Below are 19536 nucleotides of genomic sequence, written 5' to 3' on the forward strand. Positions count from 1 at the left end.
TCAGCTCCCTTGGCCCCCCGATCATCCCTGGGCGGCCTCGCGCACGGTCGCCCCGATCCGGTCGATGATGAAATCCATGAACAGCCGGGTCTTGGGATCCTGCCGCCGCCGGTGGGTGAACAGACAGGCCATCTGCACCGGCTCCGGCGGGGTGTCGGTGGCCACGGGCACCAGCGCGCCCGATTTCAGGTGATGCGCGATCTCGAAGATCGGCTTCATCACGATGCCCTGCCCCGCCAGCGCCCAATCGGTCAGCACATCGCCATCATCGGATTCGTACCGGCCCTTGACCGGAAAGCGCTCGGGCCCGGTCGCGGTCATCAGTCGCCACTGGAACTCGGCCGCGCCGGGAAACCGCAGGTTGAGGCATTCATGCCCCTGCGCCAGGATCTCCTGACCATTCGCCGGCATGCCGCGCCGGTCCACATAAGACGGAGCGGCGCAGAGAATGCGTTCGACATCGGCGATCTTTCGGATCCGCAGATTGCTGTCTTCCGGCTGGCCGAGAAAGAAGGCCAGATCGAGCCCCTCGGTGGTGAGATCGACCTTGCGGTCGGTCAGCCGCAGGCGGACGCTGACCTCGGGATATTCAGTCAGAAAATCGGGCACCTCCGGCGCGATCAACCTGCGTCCCACACCAAGCGGCGCCGCTACGTAAAGCGACCCCTTGAGGTTCTCGGTCATGTCGACGATCTGCGCCTCGGCATTTTCCACCGCCTCGAGGATCTCGATCGCCCCCCGATAGAAGGACTTGCCCTGTTCCGTCGGGTTCAGCGACCGGGTGGTGCGCTGAAACAGCCGCACGCCGAGATGTTCCTCGAGCTGCGCGATCCGCGCCGAAGTCACCGCCGGAGAAATCCTCAGATCGCGCCCGGCGGCGGACATGCTGCCCAATTCGTAGACGCGAACAAAGGTGCGGATACTGTCGAAATAGGACATTGTTCGTTTTTCTTTGAGACTGCTTGGTGTTTCACGGCAATACCAGAACAAACGCCGGTCCGCTAGTCTGGCTGCGAACACGAATCTTGGGAGAACCGCCATGTATGACTTGGCAATCATTTGGGACTGGATCGCCTTTTCTGTGCGATGGCTCCACATCATCACCGCGATGGCCTGGATCGGCGCCTCGTTCTACTTCGTGGCGCTCGACCTGATGCTGAAGCCCAATCCGAACCTGCCCGACGGCGCGCATGGCGAGGAATGGGAGGTGCATGGCGGCGGCTTCTATCACACCGTCAAATACCTCGTGGCGCCGGCCGAGATGCCCGAGCATCTGACTTGGCACAAATGGCAGAGCTATTCGACCTGGCTGTCGGGCGCCGTGCTGTTGATGATCATCTATTGGGTCGGCGGCGAGCTCTTTCTGATCGATCCGACCAAGGCCGATCTGTCGCTGTGGCAGGCGATCCTGATTTCCGGCGGCTCGCTCACCATCGGCTGGATTGCCTATGACTTCCTCTGCAAGTCCAAGCTGGGCGAAACTCCGACGCTGCTGATGCTGCTGCTGTTTGCCATCCTCGTGGCGATGTCCTGGGGCTACAACCAGATTTTCACCGGCCGCGCGGCGCTGCTGCACCTCGGCGCCTTTACCGCGACGATCATGACCGCCAATGTGTTCTTCCAGATCATGCCGAACCAGCGCATCGTGGTGAACGACCTCAAGGAAGGCCGCACCCCGGACGCCAAATACGGCAAGATCGCCAAGCTGCGCTCGACCCACAACAACTATCTGACGCTGCCGGTCGTCTTCCTGATGCTGTCCAACCACTACCCGCTGGCCTTTGCCACCGAGTACGCCTGGATCATTGCCAGCCTGATCTTTCTGACCGGTGTCACCATCCGGCACTACTTCAACACCATGCACCGCACCGGCAAGGGCCCGCATTGGACCTGGGCGGTCACCGTGATCATCATGCTGGTCATCGCCTGGCTGTCGATCGTGCCCAGCATGGACAGCTACGAGGAATCCCAGGCCCGGGCGCTAACCCCCTACGAGCAGAAGTTCGCCTCGGCCGAAGGCTTCGCCGAGGCCTATGACACCGTGGTCGGCAATTGCTCGATGTGCCACGCGCGAGAGCCGGTCTGGGAGGGGCTGCATTGGGCGCCCAAGGGGATCTTTCTGGAAACCGAGGCCGATGTCGCGCGCAATGCGCAGCAGGTCTTTCTGCAAGCCGGGGTCAGCCACGCCATGCCGCCGCCCAACGCGATCCAGATGGATGAGGCGGACCGCCGGACCCTCGTTGCCTGGTATCGCGACGGCCTTTAGGGTTGAACACCGGGGCGCAAGCGTATTCACTTGACGCGCCCCGGCCGCGCCGAACCTGGCGGATCGACCCGATCCCGCCGCGGTGCGGGCGGGTGCCTCCGCAACCGGCTGGCCGCATGTCGGCACGACTTACCACGGCAGGTTCCGATGCCAGAAAAACCGCGCGCCGCAGCCAGGGACCGCCTGGCGCTGATCCCCGAAGGCGCGTTCAGCTATCCGATCGACCGGCCCGGACCCACACGGTGGTTCGGGTTTCTGCTGTTGCCCGAGTTCACGCTTCTGGCTTTCAGCTCGGCCATCGATCCGCTCAGGATTGCCAATCAACTCGCCGGCAAGCCGCTTTACGGCTGGCTCGTGCTGTCCGAGGACGGCCAGCCGGTGCCCGCCTCTGCCGGGCTGGAGATCTCGGCGCAGGCCGGTCTCGAGGCGCTCGACCCGGGAGTGCACCTGTTTGTCTGCTCCGGCAATCGCGGCACCGAGGTCGCCACGGACCGTGCCCTGGCCGCGATCCGCAAGCACAGCCGCTTTGGCGGCGCGGTCGGCGGCATCTGTACCGGCGCCGCCACGCTGGCACGGGCCGGCCTGCTGGACGGCAAGCGGTTCACCCTGCACTGGGAGAACCAGCCGGGGTTCACCGAGGCCTTTCCCGACCTCGAGCCAAGCAGCACGCGGGTGGAAAGGGACGGAACGCTGCTGACCTGTGGTGGCGGATCGGCCGCCACCGACATGATGGTCGACATCATCGCCGCGGATTACGGCCGGGACTTTGCCATCGCTGTCGCCGACATGTGCCTGAACGCCCCCGCACCCGCGCCCGACCGCGAACAGCGCTCATCCATCGCCAAGGCGATCAGCTCGCGCAACGCCCGGCTGCTGCATGTGCTCAGATCGATGTATGCTCATATCGAAGAGCCGCTGACGCTTGACGGGTTGGCCGAGAATGCCGGAATTTCGCGGCGCCAACTGGAGCGGCTGTTCCGCCTGTTCCTGAAGGAATCCCCCGCCACCACCTATCGCAACATCCGCCTCGACCGGGCGCATTCGCTGCTGGCCGAGACCGACATGAGCGTGATGGAAATCGCGCTGGCCACCGGGTTCAGCGATGTCGCCCTGCTGGCGCGGCACTACAAGGCCCGCTTCGGGCAGACGCCTTACGGCAAACGCGGCAAGAAATGACCACCGCCGCTCCGCGCAGGGCAGCAACGGTTCGATCCGCGCCCAACTCTTGTCGTCCAACCAGAAAAGACTGCTCATCAAGATGCCCTCCTGCACATCTTGATCCACAGAAACACCAGACCGGGAACCATCTTGTTGAGTGCAGACCCTAGGGATCCTGGGTGCCGACAAACATCCGGTCTTTGGCGGCGGTGATGTGGTGGCGCATGGTGGCCGCCGCGACCTCGGGCTGCTGTAGGCGGATCGCCTCGAGCACGGCGCGGTGTTCGGCCAGCACCAGATCCTGGCGCCCCGGGGTGTCGAGCAGCGTCAGCGACCGCGAGAGCTTGACGCCAAAGCCGATCTGTTCGCCGAGGGATTCGAGCACCGAGGCAAAGAACGGGTTTTTCGAGGCCCGCGCAATGGCCAGGTGCAGCTTCTGGTCCGCCTCGACGCCGAGCGCATTCTGCGCATAGGTCTGCTCCATCTCGCGGTAGGCCTGATCCATCGCCGCCAGATCCTCGTCATCGCGTCGCCGCGCCGCCCAGGCCGCCGCCGCGCCTTCGACATCGATGCGGAATTCGTAACAGCGCTGCACATCCGACACCGAGTCCAGCGGCACAAAGCTGATCAATTGCCGGTCGGGCCGCCGCAGTACATAGCTGCCCGATCCACGGCGCGACTGGACGATCCCGTCATCGCGCAGCCGCGACAGTGCCGCGCGCACAATCGGGCGAGACACGCCGAAGGTCTGGGCCAGGAGCTCTTCTGCGGGCAACCGGCTGTGGACCGGATATTCCTCTTCGAGGATCTTGGCCAGTAGCTGGTCGTAGACTTGATCCGCCAGTGAGGGGCGCCGGGTCTCTGACAACATGGTCTCCTTTGGCTTGGGTTTGACACGAGTCTACACCGGGCAGGCGCCGGATGTCCCTTATAAGACACCGGCGCCCGGTTGTAACGGCCTGTCCCTGCCAAACCGCATGTCCGGTGCCGCCCCCGAAACGCTAACCCTGCGGTCCCGGAGACGGCCTTGACGCGGACGCGCCTTACCCGGCCTCTGCCGGCGCCGGCTTGTCGGCCGGTTTGCGGATCACCAGGAAGTAGACAAAGACCAGCGTCAGCACGACAAAGAACAGGCTGTCGGGATTGGTGAAGAAGGTCGTCGGATCGCCGTTGGACAGCGCCAGCGAGCGGCGCAGGAACTCCTCCAGGTTGGGCCCGAGGATATAACCCAGCAGCATGGTGATCACCGGAAAGCCGTTGCGCCGCAGGTAGAAGGCCAGCACACCCATGCCAAGCGCCATGAACATCTGAAAGGCGGAATAGGTCGCGACATAGCTGCCCACCACGGCCAGAAGGGCAATGACGGCATAAAGCACGTCCTTGCGCACCGAGACGATGCGGATGAAATACGGCCCGATCAGGTAGAGCGTCAGAGGAATGAGCACCACGGCGGAAAACAGCAGCGCGGCCAGCATCGGCGCGATCAGACCGGCCTGATCCGACATCAGCTGCGGCCCCGGCTGGATGCCGTTGATCACCAGCACGCCCAGCATGATCGCGGTGATCGGATCGCCGGGGATGCCGAAGGTCAGCATCGGCACCATCGCCCCGCCGCAGACCGCGTTGTTGGCGCTTTCCGAGGCGGCGATGCCCTTGGGGTTGCCCTTGCCGAAGCTCTCGGGCGCGTCCGAGGTGCGCACCGCCTCGGTATAGGCGAGGAAAGAGCCCATCGACCCCCCCGCCCCCGGCAGCGTGCCGACGAAATAGCCGATCAGGCAGGACTTGAAGTAACAACCAAAGCCGATCTTGCGGATGTCAGAGAGCGGCGGCAGGAAATCGCGGCGCCTGATCCTGACCTTCTCGGCGGCCGCTGCGGCGGCGCTGATATCGCGCGACGAGGCGGCTTGCATCAGCACCTCGGCAATGGCGAAGGTGCCGATGATAACCGGCATCAGATCGATCCCCGCGGTCAGGTTGGAATAGCCATAGGTGAAGCGGGTGATCGGCTCCATCGCGTCAAGCCCGACGGTGGCCAGCATCAGCCCGATACAGGCGGCCAGACCGGCCTGCGGAATGCGGCCGCGCTGCGCGATCACCACGACGATCAGCGCGAATGCCAGGAGAGAGAATTTGCCGGTGGTCTTCACCAGAAGCGACAGCTCGGCCACGAAGGGCGCGACCGCGATCAGCAGCAGTGCGCCGACCGCGCCGCCGAACATCGAGCCCAGCGCCGCATGACCCAGCGCCAATGCGCCCTTGCCCTGCTGCTGCATCGGATAGCCGTCGAGCGCGGTCATCATCGACGAGGGCGCGCCGGGAATGTTGATGGTGGTGGCGGTGATCGAGCCGCCGCACATGCCGGCCATGTAGATGCTGGCGCAGGCCATCAGCGCGGTCTCGACGTTGAGCGTGTAGGTCAGGGGCAGCAGAAGCGCCATCGCCAAGGTCGCGGTCAGCCCGGGAATGGCGGCAAAGATGGTGCCGATCACGAAGCCGAGGATCACGTAGGTCAGATTGAACGGATCGAGCAGCAGGGAGAAGCTGTTGATGACAAGAAGAATGAAATCCATGAGTTACCCCCACAGCGTCGGGAGGCGAACCCCGAACAATTGCTGGAACATGACATAGGCGACGCCGGTGATGACCGCGGAGATGGCGGCCTTGATCACAAGCTTTTCGAAAGACGAGAAGATCACGATCAGCGCAAAGACGAAGAGGCCCGACGAGAGGAAGTACCCCAGCGGCTTGAAGGCGACGATATAGGCAAAAATCGCCGCACCGACCCAGAGATGGGTATAGCTGCGCGGCCCCTCGGTCGCGGCGGCATCGGCGCCTTCGCGCAGTTTCTGAACGATCAGGATGCCGGCAAAGACGATGGCCGCGCCGCCCACCAGGATGGGAAAGAACGATGGCGTCAGACCGCCATCGGAGGTCGGCGCACCGAGGCTCAGGGCCGAAATGAAATATCCGACAGACACTGCCAGAGTGACATAGAGAAATACCAGGTGTCTGTTTAAGAGCATCGTCTTCTCCCGCGATGGGTGTGGTAAAATCGGAAGGGCCGGAGGCTTGCGCCGCCGGCCGGGCATGTCTCCGGCCGGGGACCGGAGACATGATGGGCGTGGCTTACAGGTTCAGCTCGTCCATGAGTGTGAAGGTCTTGTCCTGAAGCGCATCGATCCAGCTGACGACCTCGTCAGACCCCAGCCAGTCGGCGGTCACACCGACCTGTGCCAGCCAGTCCTGGAACTCGGCGCTGTCATAGGCGGCCTTGAAGGTCGTCTCGAGCGTGTCGATCGCGTCATCGGGGGTGTTCGCGGGGGCCGCGAGCACGATGAAGCTGCCGGTCTGAAGGTCATAACCCTTGGATTTCAGCGTCGGAACGTCGGTATAGGTGGCGTTCTGCACCGAGGTCAGCTCGACCACGCCCTTGGCGTCGCCCGACGACAGGATGCCGCTGAAATCGCCCAGCGAGGAGATCGCCGCGTCAAGCTCGCCCGAGAGCAGCGCTTCGGCTTCGGCACTCGACGAGCCGGCATAGGTGATGACGTTGAAATCGACGTCCAGCAGCTTTTCCAGTTGCATCGCCGAGAGATACGGGCCCGAGCCCTTGGGCGCCACGCCGAGCGTGACGGTGCCGGGGTTTGCCTTGGCCCGTTCGACCAGTTCCTCGAAGGTGTTGATGCCGGTGTGCTTGGACACGACGATCGCATCGGCCTCGGAGGTGATGCGGGCGATCGGCGTCATGTTGTCGAGCGAATAGCCCGGCACCATCTGACCGCGCGGCAGGGTGATGACGCTGTCATAGGTCAGCACGCCGACGGTGTGGCCATCGGGGCGCGCACTGGTCATCTGGATCAGGCCGGTGGCCGTCACGGCGCCGGCGATGTTTTCCACATAGATCGACTTCGGCAGATCCTGCTCGGCGATGTTGCTGATCTTGCGCGAGATCGCATCGGCGCCACCGCCTGCGGGCCAGGGCACGATCAGGCGAATGTCCCGGGTGGGGAAATCCGCCGCAGCGACCGATGTGCCAATGATACAGGCACCAAGTGCCAGCGCGAGTTTGCTTTTCAGGCTTTGGGAAATCATAGACCTGTTCCTCCTTCACAGATGTCGTCATCCAGATAAATCTGGCCGTTTGAATGCACCGATTGGCCTGACGACGCGAAGGCCTCGCCAGTGCGGTTTCGGTTTTGTCTTTGGTGGGGGCGCAAAACCGGACTGTCGGTCCGACCTCACGTGCGCGCTGCGGCATCGACAGGGCGCGACATATGTCATCGCCGTGCCGGACCTTGCGCCTCTCGAAGCGGGCTTGCGCCACGCTCCCGATGCGACTGATAACACCCTCCCATATATTACCCAGCCGGGGCCGCCTCGGAGTGTCGCCGGATCAGACCGGACGCTCCAGGAGGCTTGAGTCACATTACTGAATAGCTTTTTACAAATCAACGGAAAAAGTTACTAATTATCCGCAATTTTTACGCATTTCTTGCAAAATCTGTCTACTTTAGCGACAAATATAGACGAAACCTGACAGGTCTTTGGCGATTGGGACGCCTGTTGACAAGATCTGTAAGGCCGGACCTGCGGAGCGCCTCGGATCAGGCCCCGCGATGTGACGGCGCGAAACAAAAATGGCCCGCCAACCGCATCGGAACGCGGCGGCGGGCCATGAGGTACCGATCCGGGAGAAGGTCAGACCTTCACAAGATCGGCCGGGAGGAGCTCGTCGGGGAGGTTCTGGTAACACACCGGCCGCAGGAAACGGCGAATCGACAGCGTGCCGACGGAGGTTGCGCCAAAGTTGGTGCTGGCCGGGTACGGCCCGCCGTGCACCATGGCGTCGCAGACCTCGACCCCGGTGGGGAAACCATTGGCCAGAACCCGGCCGGCCATGCGCTCGAGCAGCGGCAACAGCGCGCGCGCCAGCTCGATGTCTTCGGCCTCCATCTGAAGCGTCGCGGTCAGCTGCCCTTTGAAGCTCTGCGCGACCTGTGTCATCTGCGCGGCGTCCGCCACCCGGATCACCAGCCCGAGCGGGCCAAAGACCTCTTCCGACAGCGCCTCGTTCTCGAGCCAGTCGCCAGCGGACACCTCGAACAGGTAAGGCGCAGCCGCGCGGCCCTCGCAGGCGGTGCTCAGCAGGGATTTGACGCCGGCGCCTTCGGCCACCCGGCGGGCGCCGTCGCGATAGGCCGCGGCCATGCCATCGGTCAGCATGGTCTGGGCGGCAACCGCCTTCAGTCCCTCGGTCGCCGATTGCACGAAGGCATCCGCCTCCGGCCCGTCGATCACGATGGCAATGCCGGGATTGGTGCAGAACTGACCGACCCCCATGGTCAGGCTTCCGGCCCAGCCGGTCCCCAGCTCCACGCCTCGGGTCGAGGCCGCTTGCGGCAGAACGAACATCGGATTGACGCTGCCCAGTTCGCCGAAGAACGGGATCGGCTCGGGGCGCGCGGCGCAGAGGTCAAAGAGCGCCCGTCCGCCGCCGAGACTGCCGGTGAAACCGACCGCCTTGATCCGGGGGTCCGTCACCAGTGCCTCGCCCACGGCGCGGCTGCCGCCCTGGACAAGGCTGAAGATGCCCGCGTCCATTCCGAGCGTGTCCAGCGCCGCGACGATGGCATCCGCGACGACTTCACCGGTGCCGGGGTGCGCGCCATGGCCCTTGACGACCACCGGACAGCCGGCGGCCAGCGCGGCGGCGGTGTCGCCGCCGGCGGTGGAAAAGGCGAGCGGGAAGTTGGAGGCGCCGAAGACCGCCACCGGGCCGACCGGGCGCTGCATCATCCGCAGATCCGGGCGCGGCAGGGGCTGACGCTCGGGCAGGGCCGCGTCGTGGCGGCGGTCGAGGTAATCGCCGTTCAGGACATGCTCGGCAAACAGCCGCAGCTGGCCGGTGGTCCGGCCGCGCTCGCCCTCGAGCCGTGCCGCGGGCAGGCCGGTTTCGGCGCTGCCGATTTCGGTGATCTGCGCGCCGCGGGCGTCGATCTCGTCGGCGATGGTGGTCAGAAGCCGCGCCCGGGCCTCGCGGCTGGTGGCGGCAAATCCGGCAAAGGCGGCCTCGGCCGCCGCGCAGGCCTCGGCCACCAGCTCGGGCGTGCCGGCCGAAAACTCAAAGGTGCTGCCGCTGGCCGGAGCGGAGGAGAACCGCGCCGCCGCGCCGACGCGCTTGCCTGCGATCCAGTGATCTCCGTGGGGCGTAAAAGTCATGTTATCGTCCTGTCCGTTCGCGCCATGCGCTATATTTCACTAGGTTGTCTTCGTCGGTCGCCGGATAGAGGCCGATGATCGCGGCCCCTTCGTTGACCTGTTCCAGAACGAAATCCTCGTAGGATTCCATGCCGGTGCACTCCTCGGCGATCTCTTCCGCCAGATGCGCCGGGATCACCATCACACCATCGCCGTCGCCCAGCATCACGTCGCCCGGAAAGACCGGCGCGTCGCCGCAGGAAATCGGCACATTGATGTCGATCGCCTCGTGCAACGTCAGGTTGGTCGGCGCCGAGGGGCAGGCAAAATAGGCCGGTATCTCGAGCGCGCCGATGCCCATCGCATCACGCACCCCGCCATCCGACACCACCCCCGCGACGCCGCGCTTTTGCAGCCGGGTGACCAGGATCGATCCGGCGGTGGCGGCGCGGCTGTCCTTGCGGGCATCCATCACCAGCACATGACCCTCGGGGCAGGCCTCGACCGCCACCCGCTGCTTGTGGTCGCGGTCACGGAACACGGTAAGCGGATTGCGGTCTTCCCGCGCCGGGATATAGCGCAGGGTGAAGGCCTGGCCGACCATGGTCACCGGCTTGCGTTCGACCGGCACGACGCCCTGCACGAACTGGTTGCGCAATCCCCGCTTGTAGAGCGCCGTGGCAACGGAGGCCGTGGATACCCTTTTGAATTTGTCACGTGTCTCGCTGGACAAGATGTAATCGCTCATGGTCATTCCTATCGTGTGGCTGGTAGCAGCCCTGGTTATCGTGACTTCGGCCCGCCCCAGCGGCGGCAGGCAGCCCCGGCGCTGCGCGGCCGTCGGGCGCCGCGAACCGGCGCCGGACGCAGATCGGCCCGCCCGTCGGGCAACCGCACCGGCCACCAAACGCCGGTGGCGTTCAGCGGCTCGACCGCACTCCGATTTTCAGAAGAGTCAGCAGATCGCCCCCTCCAAACTCCCTCCGCCAAAGTTAACAGGATTAGTATACTTTGGCCGGAAATGTGTCAATATTAGTAATGGAAAACTTCACAAATTTGACGACAGATGGTGATTTTCGCGGAAATCAGCGCACAGAATTTACAGATTACGAAATCATCGCGCTGATGCAGACATGAAAAAACCGGCCGTTGTTGCCTGCGGCCGGGGAAAAATCGGTCTGGTCTGGGGTGCCGGGGCCTTAGCGCGACAGGGCCATCGCCGCCATCGCCGGCAGGCGCAACAGTTCTTCGGCCTGCGTCACCCGTTCGGGCGTGTAATAGCCCTCTTCATGCAGGATGTTGACCGTGGCTACCAGCTCTCCGCCGAGGATCACCGGGAGGTTGACCACCGAGGCGCAACCCAGCCGGCCGATCAGCTCGGCATCCGGGAAGACCGCGTCGATATCGGCCAGCGTATTGGCGACAAAGCTCTCGCGGCGGCCGTGCACCTGCTCGAACCAGGGGTTGAGCGTGATCTCCTTGGTGCCGGAGGTCGGATAATTCTCCGGGTCGTCGGTATAGGCGCGGCGCGCGAGCATCGCCTGCATGTCGGCGGTCATCACGGTAAAGAGCTTGGCGCCCACCGTGGCCTTGGTCAGGGCGCAGAGCGCGTCAAAGGCCTGGGTTTCGGTCACGGCCCCGGACAGCGCATCCTCGAAGGCACGCAGGGCGGTCTTGGTCTCGGTCATCAAATGTCCTTGCGATCTGGATTGCCACCCGAGGCGGCATAGAGGGATTGCGTATAGGGATCCTGAAAGCTGCCGTCGTGCAGCGCGGTCGCCGGGGCGATCTCGACGATGCGGCCCTTGTTCATCACCGCCATGCGGTCGCACATGAAGCTCACCACCGGTAGGTTGTGGGTGACCAGCAGATAGGTCAGCCCCTGTTCGCGGCGCAGCCGTTTCAGCAGGTTGAGGATCTCGGCCTGAACCGAGACATCCAGCGCCGAAGTCGGCTCGTCGAGCAGCATCACCCGCGGCTCCAGCATCAGCGCCCGGGCGATGGCCACCCGCTGGCGCTGCCCGCCCGAGAGCTGGTGCGGAAAGCGGAAGCGGAAGCGCGTGTCCAGCCCGACGGCGGCCAGCATCTCGACCACGCGGCGGCCGCGGTTGCCGATGCCCTGCACCTGCAATGGCTCGGACAGCACCGCATCCACCGTCTTGCGCGGATGCAGCGAGGCATAGGGGTCCTGGAACACCATCTGGCAGCGGCGGGCAAATCCGTGATCCACCATGTGGCCGCGCGGCTGGCCCAGCACGCTGATTTCGCCGGTCCATTCCGGGGCCAGCCCGGCAATCGCCTTGAGCACGGTGGATTTGCCGGAACCGCTCTCGCCCACCAGCGCAAAGCTCTCGCCTTCGGCAACCTCGATATCGACTCCCTGCACCACCTTGGTCGGCCCGTAGGAGATATCGAGGTTCTTGAGGGAAATCGCGCTCATGTGCCGCTCCATGCGCTGCGGTCGAGCACCGGCAGCTCGTCGCGGGTTTCTTCCATCCGGGGCACCGCCGCCAGCAGCCCCCGGGTGTAGGGGTGGCGCGCTTTGTGCAAATCGGCGGCGGCGCAGCTCTCGACCACCTGGCCGGCATGCATCACCAGGATGCGGTCGCAATAGCGCGCCACCAATTGCAGGTCGTGCGAGATCAGGATCAGCCCCATGCCCTTGTCGCGCACCAGCTCGTCGATCAGGTCGAGCACCTGCGCCTGCACCGAGACATCCAGCGCCGAGGTCGGCTCATCGGCGATCAGCAGGTCGGGCTGCGGAATCAGCATCATCGCGATCATGATGCGCTGGCCCATGCCGCCGGAAACCTCATGCGGATAAAGCCCGGTCACCCGCTCGGGATCGTTGATGCGTACCGCGTGCAGCATCTCGATCACCCGCGCCTGCACGTCGCGGCGCGCCAGTGTCTCATGCGTCAGCAGCGCCTCGGCGATCTGCGCGCCCACGGTCATCACCGGGTTCAGCGAGAACTTGGGATCCTGCATGATCATCGAGATCCGCGCGCCGCGCAGATCGCGCATCCGCCGTTCGGACAGCGTTGTCAGGTCGATGCCGTCAAACGCCAGCCGATCCGCCTCCTGCCGGCCCGGCGTGCGGATCAGCCGCAGGATGGCGCGGCCGGTCATCGACTTGCCCGAGCCGCTTTCGCCGACGATGCCAAGACGTTCGCGGCCGAGGGTGAACGACAGCCCCTTGACCACCTCGGCCCGGCCTTGCGGCGTCGGAAAGCTGACCCGCAGGTTCCTGACATCGAGAAGCGGGCTCATGACTTGCCCCCCTGCTTGGGATCGAGCACATCGCGCAGCCCGTCACCGAGGAAGCAGAAGCCCAGCGAAACCACGATGATGGCAAAGCCCGGCATGGTCGCCACCCACCATTGATCAAGGATGAAGGTCCGCCCGCGCGAGATCATCGCGCCCCATTCCGGCAGCGGCGGCTGCGCGCCCAGCCCGAGAAAGCCGAGACCCGCGGCGGTCAGGATGATGCCTGCCATGTCGAGCGTCACCCGCACGATCATCGACGAGGTGCAGAGCGGCAGCACGTGGCGGGTGATGATCCGTGCATGCGAGGCGCCCAGCAGCCGGGTGGCCGAGATGAACTCGGAGTTGCGGAAGGTCAGCGTCTCGGCCCGGGCGATCCGGGCATAGGCCGGCCAGGACGTGATGGCGATGGCGATGATCGCGTTTTCGATCCCCGGCCCGAGCGCGGCGACAAAGGCCAGCGCCAGGATCAGCTTGGGCATCGACAGGAAGACATCGGTCACCCCCATCAGCAGCTTGTCGGTCCAGCCGCCGAAATAGCCCGAGATGGCACCGATCAAGAGCCCCAGCGGCGCCGAGATCACCGCCACCAGCGCCACGATGGTCAGGGTGATGCGGGCGCCATAGATCACCCGGCTGAAGATGTCGCGGCCCAGCTCGTCGGTGCCCATCCAGTGCTGCGCCGAGGGCGGCAAGAGCCGCGCCTCGAGGTTCTGGCCCAGCGGGCTGTAGGGTGCGATCCAGGGCGCAAAAAGCGCCGCGAGGATCAGCAGCAGGAGGATGAAGGCCCCCACCATCGCCAGCGGATTGCGCGCCAGTTGCAGCGCCATGCGGTAGGCATGGCCCAAGTTGGCCTGCAATCTCGAGGCCGGAGACTCGCCGAGCAGCCAATGTCTTGCGGTGGTCATGCGGGCCTCCTATCGGCTGCGCGGGTCAAGGACGCGGTAAAGCACGTCCGAGAGCTTGTTGATCAGGATGAAGACCGCGCCGATCACCAGCGTCGCGCCCAGCACCGCATTCATGTCGGCATTGAGCAGCGCCACGGTCAGGTAATTGCCGATGCCGGGCCAGCTGAACACCGTCTCGATCATCACCGAACCCTCGAGCAGAGCGGCATAGGACAGGCCGATCACGGTGATCAGCGGCACCCGGATCGGCCGGAAGCCATGCACCCAGATCACCCGCCATTCCGAGACGCCCTTGACCCGTGCGGTGGTGATGAACTCCTGCCCCAGCGTGTCGAGCATGAAACTGCGGGTCATCCGCGCGATATAGGCCAGCGAAAAGAACCCGAGGATCGCCGCCGGCAGGATCAGGTGATCGAGCGCGTTCCAGAACACCTCCCAGTCGCCCGCCAGCGCCGCATCGACCAGCATCAACCCGGTCCGTGGCTCGACCAGCCCCTCGTAGAAGATATCGACTCGTCCCGGCCCCGCGACCCAGCCGAGATTGGCATAAAACACCACCAGCCCGACGAGACCCAGCCAGAAGGCCGGCACCGAATAGCCCAGAAGCGCAAAGACCCGGATCAGCTGATCGACCCAGGTGCCCTGACGCGCCGCCGCCCAGGTGCCGCAGGGCACGCCAAGACCGACACCGATCAGGATGCCCAGCGTCGCCATTTCCAGCGTGGCGGGAAACACCCGCGCCAGATCCTGCGCCACGGGGCGGTTGGTCGAGACCGAATGGCCGAGATTGCCCTGGAAGACATCGCCGACATAAGAGGCGAACTGCAAGACCAGCGGCCGGTCGAGCCCCATGGCGACGCGGGCGGCGTCATATTGCTCTTGCGTGGCGCGGTCGCCGACCACCGCCAGAACCGGATCGATCGGGATCACCCGGCCGATGAAAAAGGTGATCGCCATCAACCCGATAAAGGTCAGCGCCGTCACCACGACAAAGCCGCCGAGCGACCTGGCCGCCTGCTTGAGCCTGTGGGCTCCTGCTGTCTTCCTGCGCAAAGGCACCGCCCCTTTCCTGCGTCGATGCCACCCCGTCCGGGCCGCATCGTGACGGCCACTGCCTTCGGACAAGGCAGGCCGCACCGTTCCGAATGCCTCCGTGCATAAAACAAATTTTGCTTATTGCAAAAAATTTTTTTCTATAACAAAAATATTCTTACCATGTCGCTCCGGCACGGGAGACCGTTCGCAACAGCTTTGCAGAAGCGGGCGGCGCATAGAAGGGGAAGGCTGCGACCATGCCGCGCGAAAGAGCCAGACGAGACCCGCAACTTGGCGCCGCGATCCGCAAGCGGCGCAAGCAGGTGCAGATGACCCTGCAAGCGCTCTGCGACCGCTCCGGCGTTTCGGTCGGCTATCTCAGCCAGGTCGAGCGCGACAATGCCACACCGTCGCTGGGCACGCTGGCGCAGATTGCCGATGCGCTTGGCGTCGCGCTGGAATATTTCATCGCCGCGCCCAAGCCGTCAGACGGGCTGACCCGCGCCGGCCAGCGGCCGCAGTTTTCTCTGGCGCATTCCTCGCTTACCTATGAAAGCCTCGCCGCCGATTTCCCCGGCTCGGAACTGTCGAGCTATCTGCTGCATGTTCCGCCCGGCTATGTCTCGGAAACCGTGAGCCATGAGGGCGAAGAGATGATCTTTGTCCTCGAAGGCGAGATCGAACAGACCCTCGACAACCAGAGCTTTCGCATGAAGGCGGGCGATTGCCTGCATTACAGCGGCCAGACCGCCCATGCCTGGAGCAACCCGACCGAAAAGACGGCCCGCATCCTCTGGGCCGGGACATTGACCGTCCTGACCCGCGCAGGCGCTATCGAGCTCCCGGAGCTGGCACACAAGATATAGGCGCCGCAGAGCGTCCGCTGCCAGCTCTTTCACCCTGATCCAACAAGGAGACCCCCTGTGAAACATCTGAAATCCACCCTTCTGGCCAGCGTCCTGGCGCTGCCGCTGGCGGCCCCGGCGGCCTTGGCCGAAACCCCCGAAGGCGTGCTTGTCGTGGCGCAGAACATCGACGATATCGTCGCGCTCGACCCGGCCCAGGCCTATGAGTTCACCTCGGGCGAGCTGGTCACCAACCTCTATGACCGCCTGGTGCAATACGACGCCGAGGACACCACCGTCCTGGCCCCCGGCCTCGCCACGGACTGGCAGGCGGATGATGCCGCCAAGACCATCACCTTCACCCTGCGCGACGGCGCGACATTCGCCTCGGGCAACCCGGTGACCACCGAGGATGTGCTGTATTCCTTCGGCCGCGTCATCAAGCTGAACCTGACGCCGGCCTTCATCCTGGCCCAGCTTGGCTGGACCCCGGAGAATGTCGACCAGATGGTCACCGCCGAGGGCAACACCGTCAAGGTGACCTATGACGGCGATTTCTCCTCTGCCTTCGTGCTCAACGTGCTGGCCTCGCGCCCGGCCTCGATCGTCGACAGCGCGCTGGTCCAGGAGCATGAGGTCGATGGCGACATGGGCAACGCCTGGCTGAACGAAAACTCCGCCGGCTCCGGCCCCTTCACGCTCGACCGCTACGCCCCGGCGCAGATGGTGCGCATGGGCGCCAACGAAAACTATTTCAACGGCGCGCCGGAAGTCGACAGCGTGATCATCCGCCATGTCGCCGAAGCCGCGACCCAGCAGCTTTTGCTGGAACAGGGCGATGTGGACATGGCGCGCAACCTGACCCCGGATCAGATCGCCTCGATCGACAGCGAAGAAATCAAGGTCGAGACCTTTCCGCAGGCCGCCGTCCACTTCCTGTCGTTCAACCAGAAGACCGAGAGCCTGACGCCGCCGGCAGTCTGGGAAGCGGCGCGCTATCTGGTGGATTACGAGGGCATGACCAACTCGATCATCAAGGGCCAGATGGACGTGCACCAGGCCTTCTGGCCCAAGGGCTTCCCCGGCTCTTATGACGAGACGCCGTTCACCTACGACCCGGAGAAGGCCAAGGCGATCCTCGACGAGGCCGGCGTCGAGACGCCGATCACCGTTTCGATGGATGTGATCAACGCCGCGCCCTTCACCGACATGGCGCAATCCTTGCAGGCCAGCTTTGCCGACGCCGGCATCAATTTCGAAATCCTGCCCGGCACCGGTAGTCAGGTGATCACCAAGTACCGCGAGCGCAGCCACGAGGCGATGCTGCTGTATTGGGGCCCCGACTTCATGGACCCGCATTCCAACGCCAAGGCCTTTGCCTACAATTCCGACAATTCCGACGGCTCTTATGCCGCCACCACCACCTGGCGCAACGCATGGGCGGTGCCGGAGGCGCTGAACAAGAAGACCATGGCGGCGCTCTCCGAGGCTGACCCCGAGGCGCGGCTCGACATGTACCGCGAGCTTCAGAAATCGGTGCAGGACAGCTCGCCCATCGTGATCATGTTCCAGGCGGCCTATCAGGTGGCGATGGATGATGACGTGACCGGATACGTCAACGGCGCGACTTCGGATTTCGTTTATTACCGTCTGGTCGACAAGGACTGACCACAAAACCGCAGGCTGCCGGTATCCCCGGCGCCTGCCCCATTTCAGCGACACCCATCGGAGCCCGCATGACCGCCTTTCCCCGCACCGCAACCCGCCTGGCCAACCTGCGCGCCCGCATGGCCGAGACCAGCACTGATCTCGTGGCGCTCGGGCCCTCGAGCCACATGGCCTGGCTCTCGGGCGTTCACCCGCATGGCGACGAACGGCCGGTGCTGCTGCTGGTCAGCCAGAGCCACGCCGGGTTTCTGATGCCGGCGCTGAACGCCGATGCCGCGCGCCGCGACACCGACCTGCCGTTCTGCGACTGGCGTGACGACGAAGGCCCGGACGCCGCGCTTGCCGCCCTGCTTGCCGCCTGCGACGCCACCGGCCCGGGCCTGTCGGTAGTGCTGGACGAGACCATGCGCACCGATTTCGCCCTGCGCCTGCTCGACGCGATGGACAGCCCCCGGCGCCGCTTTACCGAAGACACCGTCGGAGCGTTGCGCGCCGCCAAGGACGCCGGCGAAGACGCGGCGATCAAGGCCGCGCATCTGCTGAACGACAGCGCCGTCAAGGCCGCCTTTGCCGCCCTCGAGGAGGGCATCACCGAGCGCGAGGTGGTCGAATTGATCCAGGACCACTACAAGGCCAATGGTGCCAGCCTGGTGTTCTGTTCGGTCTGCTTCGGCGCCTCTTCCGCCTTTCCGCATCACACGCCGGGCGAGACCCCTCTCTCGCCGGATACGGCCGTGCTGATCGACACCGGCTGCCGGCTGAACGGCTATCCCTCGGACATGACGCGCTGCGGCTTCTTCGGCACGCCGGGCGAGGAATACACCAAGGTTTTCAATGTCGTGGAGGACGCGGTACAAGCCGCGCTGGAGGCGGCCAAGCCCGGCGTGCCGGCGCGTGACATCGACAAGGCCGCCCGCGAGGTGATCGCGGCGGCGGGCTATGGCGACCGCTTCCTGCACCGCACCGGCCACGGGCTGGGCATCGACGTGCACGAGCCACCCTATATCGCCGCCAATTCCGACGCGGTGCTGGCCGAGGGCAATGTCTTTTCGATCGAGCCCGGCATCTACATCAGCGGCGCCTTTGGCATTCGTCTGGAGGAAATCGTGATCCTGCGCGAAGACGGGCCCGAGATCTTCTCGGAAATGCCGCGCGACATGGTGCGCCCCGGCTGATCGGCGGCTGTCTCTGACGGAAATGACGGCGCCCCGCGGCGCCGTCGTCCTGCTCACGCCAGCTTTTCGGCGATCCGGTGCAAGAGCTTCTCGTGATCGGCATCGAAATTGCGAATGCCTTCGGCGAGTTTCTCGGTGGCCATGGCATCGGCATTCATCTTCCAACGGAACCGCGCCTCGTCGACTGCAAGCCGCGCGCGGCCAGTGGCCTTTTCCGGCGTCAGCATCCGCTTCAGCTCGGCCGTCTCGGCGTCAAGCTCTTGCAGCAGCCCCGGCGAAATCGTCAGCCGGTCACAGCCGGCCAGCGCCTTGACCTGGCCGATATTGCGAAACGAGGCCCCCATGACGATGGTCTCGATTCCGTTGGATTTATAGTAGTCGTAGATTTCGCGCACCGAGAGCACGCCGGGATCTTCCTGGGCCGCAAAGGCGCGGCCGTCGCGGGCAGTGTGCCAATCGGTGATCCGGCCGACAAACGGCGAAATCAGCGCCACACCCGCATCGGCGCAGGCGGCGGCTTGGGTGAGCGAAAAGAGCAGCGTCAGATTGCAATCCGTCCCCTCCTGCTGGAGGATTTCGGCCGCGCGGATGCCCTCCCAGGTGGCGGCCAGCTTGATGAAGAGCCTGTCACGTCCGACGCCGCGCTCGGCATAGGCGGCCACCAGCGCCCGCGCCTTGGCGACCGAGGCCGCGGTGTCGAACGACAGCCGCGCGTCCACCTCGGTCGATACCCGGCCCGGCACCAGCTTGGCCAGTTCGACGCCAACCCCGACGGTCAGCGCGTCAGCGATCTCGAGCGGTGTTTTCCCGGCCCCTCGTCCGGCCTCGATTTCCCGCGCCACCAGCTCTTCGAACGCCGGCATCTGAAGCGCCTTCAGGATCAGGCTGGGATTGGTGGTGCAGTCGACCGGTTTCAACGCCCGGATCGCGGTGACATCGCCGGTATCGGCAACGACGGTCGTCATCTGCCGCAATTGGCTCAGGCTGGTTTGCATCAAGTCTCTCCATTGATCATTGGG

The 19536-nt window shown here is 64.8% G+C and carries 18 protein-coding genes; 5 read left to right on the forward strand and 13 right to left on the reverse strand.

Translation table 11 applies throughout. The features are described from left to right. Positions 1-21: 21 nt before the first annotated feature. Positions 22-939, reverse strand: coding sequence for a LysR family transcriptional regulator (locus tag PVW49_RS07980; RefSeq protein ID WP_048534937.1), 918 nt, complete (start codon positions 937-939; stop codon positions 22-24). A 100-nt stretch (positions 940-1039) separates the two neighbouring features. Between PVW49_RS07980 and PVW49_RS07985 the strand changes: the two genes are divergently transcribed. Then, a complete protein-coding gene (locus PVW49_RS07985; RefSeq protein ID WP_048534936.1) occupies positions 1040-2266 on the forward strand; it encodes a urate hydroxylase PuuD in 1227 nt (408 codons plus the stop codon). A gap of 147 nt (positions 2267-2413) precedes the next feature. Next, complete coding sequence (locus PVW49_RS07990; protein WP_274590289.1) at positions 2414-3442, forward strand: GlxA family transcriptional regulator; 1029 nt, start codon at positions 2414-2416, stop codon at positions 3440-3442. Between the two features lie 148 nt (positions 3443-3590). Here the strand turns inward: PVW49_RS07990 and PVW49_RS07995 are convergent, their stop codons facing one another. The 11 genes from PVW49_RS07995 to PVW49_RS08045 all read right to left on the reverse strand — a co-directional run bounded on the left by PVW49_RS07995 (position 3591) and on the right by PVW49_RS08045 (position 14847). Further along, on the reverse strand, positions 3591-4292 hold the full coding sequence (locus tag PVW49_RS07995) for a FadR/GntR family transcriptional regulator (protein ID WP_048535123.1): 702 nt from the start codon (positions 4290-4292) through the stop codon (positions 3591-3593). Between the two features lie 175 nt (positions 4293-4467). After that, complete coding sequence (locus PVW49_RS08000) at positions 4468-5994, reverse strand: tripartite tricarboxylate transporter permease (RefSeq protein ID WP_274590290.1); 1527 nt, start codon at positions 5992-5994, stop codon at positions 4468-4470. A gap of 3 nt (positions 5995-5997) precedes the next feature. Continuing rightward, entirely contained in the window at positions 5998-6447 is a 450-nt protein-coding gene (locus PVW49_RS08005) for a tripartite tricarboxylate transporter TctB family protein (RefSeq protein WP_048534933.1), read from the reverse strand. Between the two features lie 103 nt (positions 6448-6550). Continuing rightward, the gene (locus tag PVW49_RS08010; RefSeq protein WP_074837151.1) at positions 6551-7516 is read right to left on the reverse strand and encodes a Bug family tripartite tricarboxylate transporter substrate binding protein; all 966 of its coding nucleotides are present in this window, start codon (positions 7514-7516) and stop codon (positions 6551-6553) included. A gap of 606 nt (positions 7517-8122) precedes the next feature. After that, a complete protein-coding gene (locus tag PVW49_RS08015; RefSeq protein WP_274590291.1) occupies positions 8123-9643 on the reverse strand; it encodes an aldehyde dehydrogenase (NADP(+)) in 1521 nt (506 codons plus the stop codon). A 1-nt stretch (position 9644) separates the two neighbouring features. Next, complete coding sequence (locus tag PVW49_RS08020; RefSeq protein WP_048534927.1) at positions 9645-10370, reverse strand: ribonuclease activity regulator RraA; 726 nt, start codon at positions 10368-10370, stop codon at positions 9645-9647. 451 nt (positions 10371-10821) lie between these two features. Beyond that, on the reverse strand, positions 10822-11310 hold the full coding sequence (locus PVW49_RS08025) for a GAF domain-containing protein (protein WP_274590292.1): 489 nt from the start codon (positions 11308-11310) through the stop codon (positions 10822-10824). Next, the gene (locus PVW49_RS08030) at positions 11310-12062 is read right to left on the reverse strand and encodes an ABC transporter ATP-binding protein (RefSeq protein ID WP_074837155.1); all 753 of its coding nucleotides are present in this window, start codon (positions 12060-12062) and stop codon (positions 11310-11312) included. The genes PVW49_RS08025 and PVW49_RS08030 overlap by 1 nt, the downstream gene beginning before the upstream one ends. Beyond that, on the reverse strand, positions 12059-12892 hold the full coding sequence (locus PVW49_RS08035; RefSeq protein ID WP_074837156.1) for an ABC transporter ATP-binding protein: 834 nt from the start codon (positions 12890-12892) through the stop codon (positions 12059-12061). The genes PVW49_RS08030 and PVW49_RS08035 overlap by 4 nt, the downstream gene beginning before the upstream one ends. Continuing rightward, positions 12889-13794 (reverse strand): nickel transporter permease, encoded by a 906-nt coding sequence (gene nikC, locus PVW49_RS08040; protein ID WP_274590293.1) that lies wholly within the window; start codon positions 13792-13794, stop codon positions 12889-12891. Before nikC ends, PVW49_RS08035 begins: the two co-directional genes overlap by 4 nt. Positions 13795-13803: 9 nt before the next feature. Then, a complete protein-coding gene (locus PVW49_RS08045) occupies positions 13804-14847 on the reverse strand; it encodes an ABC transporter permease (protein WP_274590374.1) in 1044 nt (347 codons plus the stop codon). A 239-nt stretch (positions 14848-15086) separates the two neighbouring features. Between PVW49_RS08045 and PVW49_RS08050 the strand changes: the two genes are divergently transcribed. The 3 genes from PVW49_RS08050 to PVW49_RS08060 all read left to right on the forward strand — a co-directional run bounded on the left by PVW49_RS08050 (position 15087) and on the right by PVW49_RS08060 (position 18517). Further along, positions 15087-15695 (forward strand): helix-turn-helix domain-containing protein, encoded by a 609-nt coding sequence (locus PVW49_RS08050; protein ID WP_048534916.1) that lies wholly within the window; start codon positions 15087-15089, stop codon positions 15693-15695. 57 nt (positions 15696-15752) lie between these two features. Continuing rightward, entirely contained in the window at positions 15753-17342 is a 1590-nt protein-coding gene (locus PVW49_RS08055; RefSeq protein ID WP_074837159.1) for an ABC transporter substrate-binding protein, read from the forward strand. A 68-nt stretch (positions 17343-17410) separates the two neighbouring features. Next, the gene (locus PVW49_RS08060) at positions 17411-18517 is read left to right on the forward strand and encodes a M24 family metallopeptidase (protein ID WP_274590294.1); all 1107 of its coding nucleotides are present in this window, start codon (positions 17411-17413) and stop codon (positions 18515-18517) included. Positions 18518-18570: 53 nt separating this feature from the next. On the opposite strand, the gene tal is transcribed toward PVW49_RS08060, so the two are convergent. Continuing rightward, complete coding sequence (gene tal / locus PVW49_RS08065) at positions 18571-19512, reverse strand: transaldolase (protein ID WP_074837161.1); 942 nt, start codon at positions 19510-19512, stop codon at positions 18571-18573. Positions 19513-19536 lie beyond the last annotated feature (24 nt).

The sequence above is a fragment of the Marinovum sp. PR37 genome (genome assembly GCF_028807375.1).
GTDB classification, from domain to species: Bacteria; Pseudomonadota; Alphaproteobacteria; order Rhodobacterales; family Rhodobacteraceae; genus Marinovum; species Marinovum algicola.